The sequence below is a fragment of the Collinsella aerofaciens genome (assembly GCF_040926405.1).
Classification (GTDB): Bacteria; Actinomycetota; Coriobacteriia; order Coriobacteriales; family Coriobacteriaceae; genus Collinsella.
Window position 1 is genome coordinate 29,368 of record NZ_JBCOIG010000019.1, and the last position, 15,128, is coordinate 44,495.

Sequence of the window (15,128 nt, forward strand, 5' to 3'; positions counted from 1 at the left end):
TTCAATGAACACTAATAAGCGCCTTACAAACTGGGATCTTCTAAGAGCCCTCTCAATGTTTTTAGTTGTTGTTGTTCACATCGCACCGCAACTGGGCAGTTTTCGCGGCATTAACGCTGGCGTGATAGTAGGCACAGGCGCCATTATTTGCGACCCGATATTCTTCTGCCTGTCGGGCTATTTCGCACTGAAACCTCTAAAGAAAAGCTACAAGGACTATCTCTTTGGAAAAGCCCTGTCGTTGCTGCTACCCATCTTTGTGTATGCTGGGCTTCTGTACACCTATAAAGTAGTGACTGGCTCACTTCAGGATACCAACTACATCCGATACACCAGTAGCCTTGTCCAAGGTGGCTGGTGGTTTGTTCCAGCGCTCATTCCATATATTATTATTGCGCCAGTATTGGCAAAAATGTTCGAAGCACTTGATGACCGTACCTGCAAAATTGCCCTGTTCGTAACCTTAGGAATCTACGCATGGGGCGGACTATCATGCGCAGCAAACTCTTTGCTCATAAACTCTCAGCATATAACCCTTGCAGCAGCCGTAAGCACGTTTCAGCGTATCATACCGCGATCGCTGCTTGGGGGAACGTATTTCACGTTCTTTTGCTTGGGGTATTTCGTTAAGCGTGTAACGCCATTATTAGACAGGCGGGAAACTAGGTTTATTAAGTCAATAGGTATTCTTTTTTTCATCTTCGATATTGTGAGCGCATATTTTGGTTTCGAAAGGTCCGATCCGAGTTTTAACTGGGTAATCGTGACCGTTGCAATATTTGTTGCGTTTAATGGCATCAAGCTACACTCGCAAACGTTCTCGAACATCATTGAGTGGACTGCAAAAAGATCCTATTCAATTTATCTCTTGCAATACGCAACGATTGAGCTTGCCACATCTGTTATCTATAACGGCGTACTAGATGGCGGATATTCGACGCTTTCATGGCCACTTAGGATAGCCACATAGATATTGGCGACAGCGCTGGCCTACGGACTGGCGCTAGCGGTGGCATCGGTCGTGGACCCCTTCATCATTGGGCCCATCCAGGTAAAGCTTAAACAGTATCGTCAGAATACCGCATGCTAGGCCGTTTAACAGTGAACAGAGTTTCATAGCAACTTACATGATAAAAGGGTGGTTGGGAGTAACATCCCGACCACCCTCCTTTAGAGCTTCAATAGCCGCAATTCGCGAACAGCACCATTACCATAAAACGAATTATGAGCGAGATTTAAGCGCCTCAATCGCCTCGGAGATAGAAGGCGCATCCTCAAATAAGCCATCCTTCATGTCCTCCGTGGACGAAACGCCGCAGGCGGTAAGAAGAAAAGATTTAGCTCGATCGATCAGCATAAACACCGCCGCCTTATATCCCTTTAGTTGAGCGACAAATGAATATACACTGGATGCACCAAACGAAACAGGACCGTCTTGGGCAAGTAGCTGTTGATAGAACTTTAGGATTCTATCGCTCGCCAGCAACTGTCCAATATCATCAATCGACAAATACTTCGAAAGTACGCGCTGCAACCCTTGCAGCAATTCCTCTCGATCTGTCTGATTCTTGATATTAAGCAGATCGAACACGAGGAAATCCGCAACAAAAAGCAACATAGAGCGGCCCGACTCGCCTTCGAATCTCCCCTGCTTATCCCAATCCGCCATGATGCAATCAACAACCTGCAGATGCTTCTGAAGGCGCAGCTTCTCATCTTGTGCCATCAAACACATTGCCGAATCCTTGCGGGACAGACGGTAGTCATACAACGAGTCAGAAAGCAGCTTTGTGCGAGAAGATCTTCCTAGCGTGGCAAAGGAAAACACCTGGTCCTCGCCAAGGGTCAGACCAACAGGAAAATAGAGCCCATGATCGCGCAAGAAAGAAAGACGATAAGCTCCATTCCACGGAAAAGGCCTAGTCTTAGCATAAAAGACAAGCTTATCGCTGTAGCCGGAATAGACTTCATCGTCCAATGTTAAGGTCGATGTAAGCCACGGATTGGCGAGCTCAGCCGGGAAGGGATCAGCAGAAAACTTAAGGATATCGACCAGTTGCTCATCATCAAACGCCTTGCAAATGACCTCACAGGCGCTGGGCTTTAGCAGATCGTCGGCATCCACAAAGAGGATAATCTCACCGTGCGCCTTATCGATACCATAATTTCTAGCAGCAGAAACCCCTCGGTTTATTTCATGATAGATGACGAATCGGGAATCGCGAGAAGCATACAGGTCGAGCAGCTCGCTCGAACCATCAGTAGATCCGTCATCAACACAAATGACCTCGATATTGTTGTATGACTGAACCGCAATCGAATCGAGGGTATCCAGCAGATAGCCACCGACGTTATAAACAGGGACAACGATTGACAGCAACGGACAATATAAATCAGACATATTAACGGCGGAGCTTTCTCTTCATCATACGAGCTACCATAGAGAAGCCGCCAGCTGCAAAATATTCGCAAATCGTATTGAGCTTACCGGAGCCCGTAAGCGAATACTGGACCTTAAGAAGATCAGCGTTCTCGGCAAAATCCTTTACACGAGCAAACTCACCAGGATTAAAGCCGTAGCGGTCAAACGGAGCTTCGGCACAAATAATGTTATTCACCTGCAACTCTTCAGCCATTTCATTCGAAAAGACGCTAATAAAATCGCGACGAAGTTCAGGCGCCAGCCTGTTAAGGTTCCAATCGTAGTTATAGAACTTCACTTTGGCACGAATGGGATCAAGCGCCGGCTTGAGATCAGGGCGGTCCTCATTTAGGAAGCGCGACATCTCATGATGCTCATCGCAAACACAAAACACCTTGCCCGGATTGTTCACCGAAGAATGCTCATTATCCTGACGATAGTGCAGGAACGCTTTTCCCGAATACATAGCGCGCTGTGCACAGGCAAGGACCTTAAAAGTGAAGCTCGTGTCCTGGAAGGACGCTCCTGGAGTAGGAAGAAACGAGATGTTATTGGAAGACAGAAAGTCCTTACGATACAGTGCAGACCAAATGGAAGGCTTGGCCCAGAATGCGTCGGGCGCATCGATGGGCTTATGTACGCCCATGCCGATCAGCTCTTGACTCATCGCGGGAAAATAGACGTCATGACGATTAAGCCTTGAACTATCGCGAGACGACCAATAGAGCCAGAAATTGCATTTAAAAAGATCGAGCTCGTTGTCCTCGGCCTGCTGAACCATAAACTCAAGCGCATCGGCATCCAAGAAATCGTCGGACTCAAGAATAGAAATATACTTACCCTTGGCGATTTCAAGACCACGATTCATGGAGTCGCCGTAGCCGGAATTTGGCTTATCAATAACAACGAATCGGGGGTCTTCAGACGCAAATCCATTGATGATCTCCAAGGAAGAATCCGTAGAGCCGTCATTGATGCAAATGATTTCAATATCCTTAAGTGTCTGATTCTGCAGAGAGCTGAGGCACTCGTCGAGATATTTCTCGACATTACAGATGGGCACGAGAACCGATACAAGTGGCTGGTTTTGCGACACAATGACTCCTATGCAAGCATGACACATATGATATGCAACTCAAATGAATTGATTATAACAAATGGCCTCGAACGAGACCGAATCCCCAAAGACTGCACCCTGCAAACAAGGAGACCGTAAGCTAAACTCAATACAAGCAGTTAAACATTTATGGAAATGCCCACGTTAACGGCGTGAACGGACAAGGACGTTCAAATAATTTCGATCCCCGATAAGGAGTATTCAGTGAAAAAAAGATATCCCGAGTTTGATGTCGCAAAAGCAATAGCACTTGCCGGTGTCATCATTGGCCACTCAACATATCTGGGGACACCAGACCGGCTTGCCTCCGCTTTCTACTCATTTGATATGCCTCTCTTCTTTATTGTCAGTGGATTCTTCAGCAAGCCCGAGGCTAAACTCACACCCGACTACGTTAGAAAGAATGCCAAATCGCTTCTGATGCCTTATCTGATTACTTGTATAGGCGTTATTGGATGCTCATTCTTAGGGGCAATCTTAACGGGGAAGACTAACCCGGCAGAGATAGCAAGCCACTGGTTTATGGCAGGTCTTTACGGATGCGGAGGAATCACACCCGCAACCCCGGCATTCGTATCCGCCATTGGTGCCCTTTGGTATCTCTTCGCGCTGTTCTTTGGCAAAATGCTCCTGGCAGTCGTAAACCAATTTCGCCATCCCGCGATTTTAGTTCTGGGTCTCTTCTTCTGCGGCAACGTTTTGGCCCAAATCATTTGGCTTCCCTGGAGTATCCTTCAGGCCTTGAGTGCAACGCTCTTTTTGTACATTGGACAGATTATTAAAAAGCATGCCCTGCTTGAAGAGAACTCGATTGAGCCCATCTGCTGGTTATTCATGGCGGGAATCTGGGGCTACTCAGCCCTACGCTTTGGAAAGCTCTACATGGTAACAAACACCTACGTTAACGGGACACAGGATGTCATCGGAGGCATTTTTGGCTCATTGGTAATACTCAAGCTATGTCAAACGGCTTGCAAGCATATTCCAAGCGTCACGAAACCCATTGCCTGGATCGGAAAGTACACACTCCCGCTCTTCTGCATGCACCTTATTGAGTTGAATGTGTTTCCTTATCAATACGTTTCTGGAATCGTCGAGAGCCTTCCACTAACGCCGTGGATCGGATATCTGATTGTCCGTTTCGCTATCATTGCACTGCTCACGAGCATCCTATACATGCTTCCACGCCCGATTTCAAAATGGTATTTCCAGTCAAGACAAAAGAGTCAAGCGGGACGATAAAACCTAAATACCCCCGCATTGAGGACAGCGCCTCTATTCAATTGAGTAGAGGCGCATATCTTTCTCGCTTAAAATAAGTGAGAAGCCGGGGGTGCAATCATTAACCGAATCAATGCCCGTCCAGCCAGACTTGTGATAGCCCGGCATATCTACGCCCTCACGACCGTTCTCGCCATAATCCAGAACAAGAAGATACTTAGCACCAGACTGTTTAACGTCGCGCGCAATCAGCGAATCATAAGAAATGCGGTCGAGTCCATGGCGGATTTGCTTGCTGACCGCCGTCTCGCCCTTGCCAAAGGAGCTGAACTTTCGATACATAAGATTAAGGTCGTTTGCGGCATATCCGTAGACACTGCCGTCAAAGGGATTGTTGATAATCAGCTCATCACCGGCCATTTGCTTGACCTCGCCAAGAAACGCCAACTCATCGGACGTCAGATTATTATCGACATCATAGATGCTATACATGTAATTAAGCACGCTTTTAGTAAATCCGACCGGGGAATAGTTGTTAATGGACGGGTTGACACTTTCGGGCCAAAACAAGCCGCAGGCAATCAGGACGATGCAGAGCGCCTGGGGGAGATACCTGGCAGAACGGTCCATCCCAACAGAAACGGAAAATGCGCTCTGAACTTTTCTCAAGATAAAGTCGAGACCAAGCGTCGAAAGCGGAATGCTAAACAGCGCGGTCATCGCAGCTACACGATATTGGTCCGTATACCAAAAGCCCGTAAGAAAATGTCTGATAAAGCCTTCCTGAGTAGCATCGACAACAAACAGCATTATCGAAAAAAGGTATACAAAGAAATAGCCTCGGTAGGACCTGTTGCCCAGCGCGCAAAAGCTACCAAGAACGACCAGGCACGCAAGAAGAATACATGGCGTACTTTCATTAAAGGAGAACGAGAATGCCCTCCATAAAGCATCAAAGATGTAAGTGAATGAAGGCCAGTGAAAGTTGATGACTCCCTGCAAAAAACTTGCTTTCGTCATTAAAAACCAGATGACAGCAACAGCCAAAAGCACAATGCCGCGTGACGCATAATAGGCAAACTTAACCGAGATCGATTGGATGCGAAGCAGCTGGCGTTCAAATAGGCCCCCCAAGCAAAGAACAATCGAAGGCACTAAAAGAATACCGAGCGTGAATAACGCATTCGGCTGCAAGGACACGAGAGACGCCAAACCAAAAAGCATGGCAACCAAGACGGGACGATCAGCCAAACAAACAGAACGACGCTCATCAAAGCCCTGCATAAACCAAATAAAAACGGAGGCAACAGCAGGAATAGTACAGAACACTGCGAAATTAGGGTAAACGGGGCCCCAGTAAAGCAGAGTCCAAGGAAAAGCAATCGCACCAAGTGTAACAACCGCGGCGCAAATGCCCTTTTGCACATCGCCCTTGGTAAGAACTGCAATTAAAGACTGGACACCTAAAGGCAATACGAAAGCAACAAACACAAAGTTAGTGAGATTAATTGACGCCATGACAGAAATATCAAAAGCACGCGCAACCAAAGCGGCAACAATATGCCAAGCGGCGGGATAAAAACCAGCACTTGCATTAGGGCTGAACACTTTGGAACCAGCCTCGAGATAGGACCCAATAGATAGAATCGAATAACTAGAGGCATGCTTCATACTCTGAACAACACTCAAATGAAACGAATTGTCATATACCTGAAGAAAGTTATCTGGCAAGCCAATACCGCGAACAAAAAGATAAACCGTCACAGGAACGGACAAGCCAAGGGCACACAGGTATGGCAGTAGAGTAAGGATATCGGTGTCAAAAAAGGCGCGTCGTCCGTGAAATCGAAAAAAACACGCCATGCCACTGACCGCAGCAAAAAAGAACAACGAAATCAATAAAGCAAAATAGCCCTCGGCAACGCCAATAAACCGGAGAGCGATGCCCATAAAGACCAAAAAGAAGACAGTGATTACAGGACCAAAGGAAAGAGATTGTTTAAAGGGAACACCAAATGCCCGCGAAGCCAACATGCCTGGCAAAATCAAAACAACGGCGACAACAAAAGCCTCGCCGAATAACATCGACCAACTCATGAAATACCTCACGAACGAAGTGAATAAACGATTCTAAAACTAATTCTATTTCAAATGGACAACGCCCGAGAGATCATATGCGAGAGATCATATGCTATACAAAGCAAAACAGCCATAAAGAGAAGCAAAAAGGATGAATGAGATGCCAAGACACCAAGAGAGTCTTAGCAAAAAATTAAGACACGTTAGGATACTCAATATAGTATCGAATAAACCAAACTGCTTCATTTCCTCTTTGCATCAAGCGCCACAGCCTGAACTAGCGAATTAAGGCGCTCTTCCTGCTTTGACAGTCGTAACGAAATTCTGAAATCACGAACCACTAGGACTGCTAAAACATATAGAAAGACAAGATTTGATGCAGACATAAATCCCAACAAGTTTGAAAAAAATGAGGCAATTTCCGGGAAAACGCCAAGCACCACGAAGCTCGTGCTAAATAAAAGCCAAAAAACAGAATCCAAAACCTGCATTCTGCATCTTTTGAGGTTGTGTACAACGAAAATAAAAACAATCACAGCGCAGGCAACAAGAAACACGCGCAAGGAAGTTGACATGCAATCACCTAAACCATTGAACAATAAGAAGCGTGACAAATACTCGAACCATGTATTGAATCGACCTAATTGGATTTAAATAGCTCTCTCCACCCTGCCGCTCGCGCATGGATACCTGTATTTCCGATACCTTATAACCTTGCTTGATAAAGAAGGCAATGGACTCGGGTTCAGGATTAAGCGCATCGTTGCAGGAATATTCTTTTAAAACGTCTCGGTTGAAAAGTCGAAATCCAGACGTAGGATCACTAATCCTTTTACCAGTTAACATTTTAATAAGGAAAGTAATCATTCTCGAACCAAACATGCGCATTGACATATCTTTACGCATCGACAAAAAACGAGAACCAATTACTATGTCAGCGTTGTCAAATTGAGCCTTCGAAACAAGCTCCGAAATATACTCAGGCCGATGTTGTCCATCCGCATCGAATTGAACCATGTAGTCGTAATCATTCTCCAGCGCATAACAAGCTGCCGTTTGAAATCCAACCGTCAAGCCGCAGTTAATTAGCATATTAATAACATTGCATCCCAAATTCGTACAAAGCTCGAGAGTGCAATCTCGAGAGCCGTCGTTAATGACGACGAAGTCAAAATCCGGGGCCACTCTCTTTAGTTCAAGAATAGTGCCCTCTATGCATTCCTCTTCGTTATAAGCAGGAATCGCAACAAGAACTTTTGGCAAATTCGTCACGTACGAACCGTCCTTTAATATCAACATGATGCTTTACGGCATCATCTAGGTGATTCTTTATACATTCGATAAACAAGATAGATGATAACTCTTAGTACGATAGCAAATTTACGGCTGTTTGCACTCCTAACAGCATCCATATCAGTCTTCAGATACCATAGGCACCTTAATAAAACTCAAAATGCGGCCAAGCCGTTGTCGGCAAGAATTACAAGTGCGACAGCTCGCTCGCGGAATCCAGCCAGTAAAAATCAGATGCACGCTGGAGTAAAAGCCCCAACAAGCCCTCCTAGTCTTAGCCTGACACAAAGAATGAATGGAATGGCCTTCGGTAGCGCGCCTCGGTGGCCTCCTTGGCCGGGCGCCACCAGGACTCGTTGGCGACGTACCAGTCGATCGTCTGCTTGAGCCCCTCGGCGAAGTCGGTGTGGGCCGGCCTCCAGCCCAGCTCGCGCTGGAGCTTCGTGCTGTCGATGGCGTAGCGGCGGTCGTGTCCGGGGCGGTCTGCGACCCAGTCGAAGTCCTCGGGGTCGCGGCCCATCGCCTCGAGGATCATGCGCAGCACGGTGATGTTGTTCTTCTCGCCGTCGGCTCCGATGAGGTAGGTCTCCCCCATGTGGCCCTTGGTGAGGATGTCCCAGACGGCGCTGGAGTGGTCCTCGCTGTGGATCCAGTCGCGGACGTTCTCGCCCTTCCCGTAGAGTTTCGGCTTGACCCCGTCGATGATGTTGGTGATCTGCCTGGGGATGAACTTCTCCACGTGCTGGTAGGGGCCGTAGTTGTTGGAGCAGTTGGAGATCGTGGTGCGAAGCCCGTAGGTGCGGGTCCATGCGCGCACGAGCATGTCGGAGGACGCCTTGGTGCTCGAGTACGGCGAGGACGGGTGGTACGGCGTCTCCTCGGTGAACTTGGCGGGGTCGTCCAGCGCCAGGTCGCCGTAGACCTCGTCGGTGGAGACGTGGTGGTAGCGGATGCCGTATTTCCTCACGGCCTCCAGCAGGCGGAAGGTGCCCTCGACGTTGGTGCGCAGGAAGGGCTCGGGGTCCGAGATGGAGTTGTCGTTGTGGGACTCCGCGGCGTAGTGCACGATGGCGTCGTGGCCCGGGACGAGCCTGTCCAGCAGCCCGGCGTCGCAGATGTCGCCCACGACGAGCTCCACGCGGTCGGAGGGCAGCCCCGCGATGTTCTCGGGGTTGCCGGCGTAGGTCAGCTTGTCCAGGACGGTAACATGTACGCCCGGGTGGTTGTCCACCACGTAGTGCACGAAGTTGCTGCCGATGAAGCCGCAGCCGCCCGTGACGATGATGTTCTTGAGAAGCAATGGTGACATGCGATCGTTTTACCCATTAGTTCCAGAAAGCACTTTTTCAACCAAAGACGCCGTCTTATCCCATGAACTCTCATTTTCAACCATGCGTCGACATAAACGAGACTGCTCAGCCAACTTATCAGGGTTTTTGACAAGCGAATAGATGGCCTGCTCAACATTATCGGAATCCATAGAGCTAATAATTGTTCCGAAATGCTCGTTTGGAAAAAGCTCTCGCGCCCCGCCCACATCCGTAACAACAGAAGGACACCCGCACGAAGAAGCCTCTAGCAAAGTTGTAGCAAAGCCCTCCGACCGTGTAGGGAGACACAGCAGATCGGACTGCTGAAGGAGTGAGGAGATGTCGGAAGATGAAAGCCGTCCAACCCATCTAAGCGATTCACCTTGAGCATCATCAACTTCTTTTGATAATGCACCATCACCCGCCAGAACAAAGACGACGCCAGCTTCGACAAGCCTATGACTTCTCGAAGCCTCAAGAATGGCCTTGATGCCTTTTTCAGGAATTAGCCGCCCTACAAAACAGACCAAGAAGGACTCAGCGCCTACACCAAGCTCATTACGAAAGTCTCGCCCCGACGACATCTCTCTGAATGACTTAGCATCGATTGAGTTGGGGATAACTCCCTTTGCTGCAATACCAAAAGACCTAAGCCACTCAACACTCTTGCTCGAAACGCCATAATAGTCTGGATGGAACCGCTTGCCCAAGGCCGTTATTAGGCGCTCATATGTACGGACCAAAGGATCAATCACCGGATTGCTAAATGAAAGAAAAGCAGAGCCGTGATCAAGAACAACAGGTGTTATCCTCAGACTCTTTGCAAACCTAATGCCGTCAAGCGAATGAATGTAGAAACGAGCATTTACGAGCACGCCATCGAGTTGCTGACACTCAATGCGCTTCCACAAATTACGTGACAAAGCATTTATTTTAGGAACGGGAAAACGTCCCGCAAAAAAGGGAAAACAGGGCAGGCGAAGAACACCTACCCCGTCTTCATCGGTAATACCGGCACCTAAACCATTTGTATCGTTCGTAACCACCAACACCTCATTGCCGCGATCAACGAGTGCGTGCGCCAAGTTATAGGTAAAGTTTTCAATGCCGCCCATATGAGGCGGATAAAGTGCGGAAAAAAGAACGTAGCGAGATCTCATACTATTTCTTGGACTCCCAAATCTCCCCATTCCCAAAGTCAATTAGAAGGGGTAAATGAGTATGGCGGTCTTCCTCTTTGGGAATGGCACGCCAATCCCCATACATCGTTGTAAGATACTTGTCGGTTAGCCTCGGAACCGGATAGAGTTCTCCCTCAAACTCCGCTTGGGCAAGAGGAAAAATGTCATCCACCGAAACAGGATTCATATTTGGCCAAGCAAGAGTTAAACACTCCCTGCCAACAGCGCCAACACTGCTATCAGGAATAGCGCGATTGAACTGGCGCTGATACTCAAGGGGGTCCTTATTGAACGCTCTCTCAATAAAATGCAGCGCCTTGCAACCAGCTTTTTCGATAAAGCCAAGGAAGCCTCGATGAGGAACAGTGATATTCCCAGAATGATATAGGTAAGAACGGCGCTGAGCATTCAAAGCAAGTTTGAGCTGACGAGATCTAATCTCAGGCTCCTCGTATAGATAGTCGTATGGAAAGACATCGACGAAGATACCCATAGCGGATCCGGAATCTCTCCCCTCCTGGTTCTCGAAGCGAGTGCCATCCTTATAGACTTTACAGAACATCGCCGCATAACCAGAAGAATTACGAGAATCATGGAAGGAATAGCCGTCAGGCAATTCAGTAGAAGCAATGCTGCAAAAACGATCGTAATCAGAACGCATCATCCCGATATCAATATCATCATCCCAAGGAATAAACCCCTTATGGCGCATGGCGCCAAGGCAAGTGCCCCCGTCAAGCCACCATTTAATTCCAAACTTATCGCAAAGAAAACCAACTGCATTCAGAATAGAAAGTTCAACAGCTTTAAGCTGGGTCAGCGCACTATCGTCTGTCATATCAACCTCAAAATAAAACCTTACAGTAGCAAGTCGCAGTTAATACCGCTTCACAGCATTATGGAATGGAAAGAGAAGAATAGCGCAAGTAACGAAATTAATCATAAGCCTCTCATAATAGAGCGTCCAATCATCCGCTACCCCGCTGTGCTCTGAATGAATGCAAGATATGCATCAAGATGCATCAAGAATATCCCCTTAAAATGCATCATGCTGCAGGTGAACTCTAATTTAAAGTTAGGTACTATTGTTAGCAACGCATACCATAATGACCGTGGAAAGACGTAGATGTATTTATCAATTATTATTCCAGTTTATAATTCAGCCGATTATCTTCGCCGCTGTCTTGATTCAGTCAAATATCAATCTTTCACAGACTATGAAGCCCTTCTTATAGATGATGGTTCCACGGATTCCTCTGAAATAATTTGCAAGGAATATGCTGAAAATGATGACCGATTCAAATATTACAGACGGCCTATGAACGGTGGGGCATCAGCCGCCCGCAACGACGGCATAAGGCTCTCATCGGGGTCATACATAATGTTTATAGACAACGACGATTGGATTGAAGGCTCCGATGCTTTTGCTGCATTGCAATCAACAATACAAAACAATAATGAGCCTGATATCGTCGCTTGGCCAATGGGTGAGTATATCGAAAACGTTGGCAAGTTGAATCTTCCGGTTGTTCCTATATCCAAATCAATTAATGAACTGGACTTTAAAACTGCCGTCCTCTCTCTACTGAAAGAGAATAATTATTATTCATCAGCCAGTGGCAAAATCGTGAAAAAGCAGCTGGTTGTCTCCAATAATTTAAAATTCGATGTAAACCTTAAGCATAATGAAGACAGTGATTGGTCGTTAAAACTACTTTACTATGCCAAATCAATCAAATGGATTGATTCAAGCTACTACGTCTACAGAAGAAACTCCGCATCATCCACAAGCAGTAAAGCTAACTGTGCGAATGTAGTGAATTCCATAGAATCCATTATCGATAAACATCTATCTGCAATCGAGACCCAACCAATTAGCTCGCATAATATTATAGTTGCGAATAATTTTGTTGCATATTTATTCGTGCTGTTAGTCGCAAATGTTTTCTCAATGCCCAAAATCGACCAGAACAGAATTAATTACATAGCGAAGCTGAGGAAAAATCTATGGATTCTGGAATATGATGCGCAGACGCGAGTTAAATTTGCAAGAATCATTTGCTCTTTATTTGGATTAAATATCCTCGGTGAGCTTCTCTCAAAAGCGCTAAATACCGAAAAACGTAGGCTCAAGCGGTAAGGCTAGGAAACATTGTCAAGCAAACTCAGTCTTAAGCAGAATATGTTGTGGAACTCCGTTGGATCCGTGATTCGACTTTGCTGCAATTATCTAATAACAATTGCTGTCGTCCGTTTTTCGCATGGGTTTGATGCTGCGGGCGGATTGGCATTAGCCATGTCAATTTCAAGCCTTGTTCAACCAGTTGCCGAGTTTAGATTGCGAACCATTCAGGTAACGGACGTCCAAAATGAATTAAAAACTGGCGAGTACCTTGGACTTCGTTTGGTAAGCACCACCTTAGCGTTTGCTTTAGGTATTGCTTATTCGCTTATAACGTGCAGCTTGCAATCACTGCCCGTTATTGTGCTTTATCTGATATATTCAATGGCGGTTAACCTAATTGAAGGATTCCATGCAATTGACCAAAAGCATCTGCGCATGGATTTCATCGGCATTTCTTACATTATTCAGGGTGTCAGCAGTCTTCTCTTGTTCATAATTACTCTTTCAGTTACCAATTCGCTTGAAGCTGCTGTCGGAGTCATAGCGATTGCAAACATCATGGTTTTATTTCTTTATGACAAAAAGAAGGCAAGCTTACTTGAGCTTATTAAGCTCAAATTAAATCTAAATAAATCTATTAAGGTGCTGTTGTCCTTAACCCCAATCGTGCTTGCCCAGATTTGCAGTAGCTCTGTTCTGACAATTCCAAAACAGGCTTTGGCGGCTTCATTTGGAGCAGCGGCATTGGGAATCTATTCTTCGGTAGCATCTCCGGCAACCATTGTTCAAATGGGAGCAGGCTATATATATAGTCCATTGCTTGGGGAATTTGCAGCCCGATTCAATGAAGATAGAAGGAAAGGGCTTCGGTTATTAAAGAAAGTAGTCGTGTATATATCCGCGGCTACTTTTGGCTTATCGGTGCTTTTGCTAGTTTTTACGCGCCCGATCCTGACGATTTTGTTCGGGTCAAAGATAATTGCGTACACAAACTTACTTGGTATGGTGTTAATTTGTACGTATTTCACCGCTTTTGCCTGGTTTTTTAACGATTTGCTTCTGTCAATTAGAGATTTTAGAGGAAGTTTTTTCGGCAACATTGCCGCGTCTGCAATGTCTATCCTCTTATCATTCATTCTTGTGCCTCAATTAGGAATGAATGGAGTGAGTTTAACCGGTGCACTTTCCTATGGGTTGGCATTAGTATTTATGCTAGCGTTTTTTGTTAACGATTATCATAAAATGCAACTGAGAGAATGAGATTATCGGTTGATTTCCGATTGCAGCCGAACATATTGAGCTGATAACTCACTTCTGCATTTACCGAACGCCCCCGAGCCCCCATCCGGGCCTCGGGGGCGCTGTTTTCCCAGCTGAAGAAACGGTGGAGATGTGTTTCGATGGGTCCCGGTGGCCATGCTCCGCCCGCTGCCCGGCACCTCTTCCCAGACTCAGCCGGACGGTCGGTCCGTCTATTCCGTTTTTCTTCCAGGCTAGGCCAGCAAGGCATCGCCCCTCTCTGCGCGCGCCCTCTCGATGAGCCCCGGCGTCAGGTCGAGGTCGCCGAGCGGCACGTCCCCCACGCCGTAGGCGTCCAGCAGCGCCGCCGCGTCCTCCCCGGGCATCGCCTTGAAGGCGCACGCGGGCGTCGCGAAGCCGAGCGCGCCGCGGGGCTCGGAGTTCACGTGCGACATGGCCAGCGCCAGATCGGCCGGGGCGAGCCGGTCGAACCTGATTCCGGCGCCCTTGTGAAGCAGCTTCCTGATCTCGACGTGGTTGCGCTCGCAGGCGCCCTTCTGGTCGCTGCGCCAGGGATCGCAGTAGAACAGCCTCGTCTCGCCCGGCCCCTCGCCGAGCAGCGCCGCGATCGCCGCCTCGTCGGAGAACTCGGCGCCGTTGTCGGTGAGGACGGCGCGAAACACGCGGCGCGTCCCGTCGGCGCCGAGGGCCTCCCTGATACCGCCCAGGGCGGCCGCGACGCGACCGGCGGTCTTCTGTTAGTGTCGAGAAAGTTGGTGTAGCGCCCGATCCGAAGCGAGTCGGCCCGGCGTCCTGGAATCTGGAACACGGTTGATATCCTATGCGGCCTCGACCCTGTCCGCAAGCTCGAGTCCGGACTCGAGCATCCCCCTGGCCTCCACCTCAAGCCGCGCCCAATCGACGGGACCGTCGATTCCCCTAGTGCGACCGTCGTCGTAGAGCTCGTTCATCCTCGCCTCCGAGAAGTACCTGGACTCCTGCCATATCTCGTCCAGCTCGCACATGACCGCGCCCGCGAGCCTCGCCAGCGAGCCCGTGGAGGGGGATCGCGTCGGAAATGTTGGTGTAAGCGCGCCGACGGCTGACCGCCAAACGCAAGCGGCCCCTGTCCTAGAATCTG

At 48.0% G+C, this 15,128-nt stretch carries 13 protein-coding genes and 1 pseudogene; 4 read left to right on the forward strand and 10 right to left on the reverse strand.

The window, feature by feature from the left end; translation table 11 throughout:
* The first annotated feature begins 4 nt into the window (after nucleotides 1–4).
* Entirely contained in the window at nucleotides 5–970 is a 966-nt protein-coding gene (locus AB5758_RS07445) for an acyltransferase (protein ID WP_368141692.1), read from the forward strand.
* A 252-nt stretch (nucleotides 971–1,222) separates the two neighbouring features.
* Here AB5758_RS07445 and AB5758_RS07450 read toward each other — a convergent pair whose 3' ends face one another.
* Nucleotides 1,223–2,401 carry a glycosyltransferase gene (locus tag AB5758_RS07450; protein ID WP_368141694.1) on the reverse strand — a complete coding sequence of 393 codons (1,179 nt, stop codon included), beginning with the start codon at nucleotides 2,399–2,401 and terminating at the stop codon, nucleotides 1,223–1,225.
* A 1-nt stretch (nucleotide 2,402) separates the two neighbouring features.
* The gene (locus AB5758_RS07455; RefSeq protein WP_368141695.1) at nucleotides 2,403–3,518 is read right to left on the reverse strand and encodes a glycosyltransferase; all 1,116 of its coding nucleotides are present in this window, start codon (nucleotides 3,516–3,518) and stop codon (nucleotides 2,403–2,405) included.
* Nucleotides 3,519–3,743: 225 nt separating this feature from the next.
* Between AB5758_RS07455 and AB5758_RS07460 the strand changes: the two genes are divergently transcribed.
* The gene (locus AB5758_RS07460) at nucleotides 3,744–4,781 is read left to right on the forward strand and encodes an acyltransferase family protein (protein ID WP_368139596.1); all 1,038 of its coding nucleotides are present in this window, start codon (nucleotides 3,744–3,746) and stop codon (nucleotides 4,779–4,781) included.
* Between the two features lie 33 nt (nucleotides 4,782–4,814).
* On the opposite strand, the gene AB5758_RS07465 is transcribed toward AB5758_RS07460, so the two are convergent.
* The 6 genes from AB5758_RS07465 to AB5758_RS07490 all read right to left on the reverse strand — a co-directional run bounded on the left by AB5758_RS07465 (nucleotide 4,815) and on the right by AB5758_RS07490 (nucleotide 11,461).
* The gene (locus AB5758_RS07465; RefSeq protein WP_368141697.1) at nucleotides 4,815–6,857 is read right to left on the reverse strand and encodes a DUF6541 family protein; all 2,043 of its coding nucleotides are present in this window, start codon (nucleotides 6,855–6,857) and stop codon (nucleotides 4,815–4,817) included.
* A 224-nt stretch (nucleotides 6,858–7,081) separates the two neighbouring features.
* Nucleotides 7,082–7,414: a DUF2304 domain-containing protein gene (locus tag AB5758_RS07470; protein WP_368139598.1), complete on the reverse strand. Its 333-nt coding sequence runs from the start codon at nucleotides 7,412–7,414 to the stop codon at nucleotides 7,082–7,084.
* Between the two features lie 4 nt (nucleotides 7,415–7,418).
* A complete protein-coding gene (locus AB5758_RS07475; RefSeq protein WP_368139599.1) occupies nucleotides 7,419–8,111 on the reverse strand; it encodes a glycosyltransferase family 2 protein in 693 nt (230 codons plus the stop codon).
* Between the two features lie 295 nt (nucleotides 8,112–8,406).
* Nucleotides 8,407–9,441, reverse strand: coding sequence for a dTDP-glucose 4,6-dehydratase (gene rfbB / locus AB5758_RS07480; RefSeq protein WP_368139600.1), 1,035 nt, complete (start codon nucleotides 9,439–9,441; stop codon nucleotides 8,407–8,409).
* A gap of 9 nt (nucleotides 9,442–9,450) precedes the next feature.
* Nucleotides 9,451–10,557 (reverse strand): glycosyltransferase family 4 protein, encoded by a 1,107-nt coding sequence (locus AB5758_RS07485; RefSeq protein ID WP_368155468.1) that lies wholly within the window; start codon nucleotides 10,555–10,557, stop codon nucleotides 9,451–9,453.
* Between the two features lie 46 nt (nucleotides 10,558–10,603).
* The gene (locus AB5758_RS07490; protein ID WP_368141700.1) at nucleotides 10,604–11,461 is read right to left on the reverse strand and encodes a LicD family protein; all 858 of its coding nucleotides are present in this window, start codon (nucleotides 11,459–11,461) and stop codon (nucleotides 10,604–10,606) included.
* Between the two features lie 288 nt (nucleotides 11,462–11,749).
* Between AB5758_RS07490 and AB5758_RS07495 the strand changes: the two genes are divergently transcribed.
* Nucleotides 11,750–12,763: a glycosyltransferase family 2 protein gene (locus AB5758_RS07495; RefSeq protein ID WP_368141701.1), complete on the forward strand. Its 1,014-nt coding sequence runs from the start codon at nucleotides 11,750–11,752 to the stop codon at nucleotides 12,761–12,763.
* A gap of 66 nt (nucleotides 12,764–12,829) precedes the next feature.
* Complete coding sequence (locus tag AB5758_RS07500) at nucleotides 12,830–14,008, forward strand: MATE family efflux transporter (RefSeq protein ID WP_368146341.1); 1,179 nt, start codon at nucleotides 12,830–12,832, stop codon at nucleotides 14,006–14,008.
* Between the two features lie 233 nt (nucleotides 14,009–14,241).
* On the opposite strand, the gene AB5758_RS07505 is transcribed toward AB5758_RS07500, so the two are convergent.
* Both AB5758_RS07505 and AB5758_RS07510 read right to left on the reverse strand, forming a co-directional pair.
* Nucleotides 14,242–14,670 (reverse strand): hypothetical protein, encoded by a 429-nt coding sequence (locus AB5758_RS07505; RefSeq protein WP_368141704.1) that lies wholly within the window; start codon nucleotides 14,668–14,670, stop codon nucleotides 14,242–14,244.
* A gap of 156 nt (nucleotides 14,671–14,826) precedes the next feature.
* Nucleotides 14,827–15,128: pseudogene (locus AB5758_RS07510) on the reverse strand (hypothetical protein); the annotation flags it as partial.

What these genes read in the sequence shown, in the direction of transcription:
- AB5758_RS07470 (WP_368139598.1), bottom strand. Translation starts at nt 7,414, where the DNA reads ATGTCAACTTCCTTGCGCGTGTTTCTTGTTGCCTGCGCTGTGATTGTT.
- AB5758_RS07465 (WP_368141697.1), bottom strand. Translation starts at nt 6,857, where the DNA reads ATGAGTTGGTCGATGTTATTCGGCGAGGCTTTTGTTGTCGCCGTTGTT.
- AB5758_RS07485 (WP_368155468.1), bottom strand. Translation starts at nt 10,557, where the DNA reads ATGGGCGGCATTGAAAACTTTACCTATAACTTGGCGCACGCACTCGTT.
- AB5758_RS07495 (WP_368141701.1), top strand. Translation starts at nt 11,750, where the DNA reads ATGTATTTATCAATTATTATTCCAGTTTATAATTCAGCCGATTATCTT.
- AB5758_RS07450 (WP_368141694.1), bottom strand. Translation starts at nt 2,401, where the DNA reads ATGTCTGATTTATATTGTCCGTTGCTGTCAATCGTTGTCCCTGTTTAT.
- rfbB (WP_368139600.1), bottom strand. Translation starts at nt 9,441, where the DNA reads ATGTCACCATTGCTTCTCAAGAACATCATCGTCACGGGCGGCTGCGGC.
- AB5758_RS07445 (WP_368141692.1), top strand. Translation starts at nt 5, where the DNA reads ATGAACACTAATAAGCGCCTTACAAACTGGGATCTTCTAAGAGCCCTC.
- AB5758_RS07490 (WP_368141700.1), bottom strand. Translation starts at nt 11,461, where the DNA reads ATGACAGACGATAGTGCGCTGACCCAGCTTAAAGCTGTTGAACTTTCT.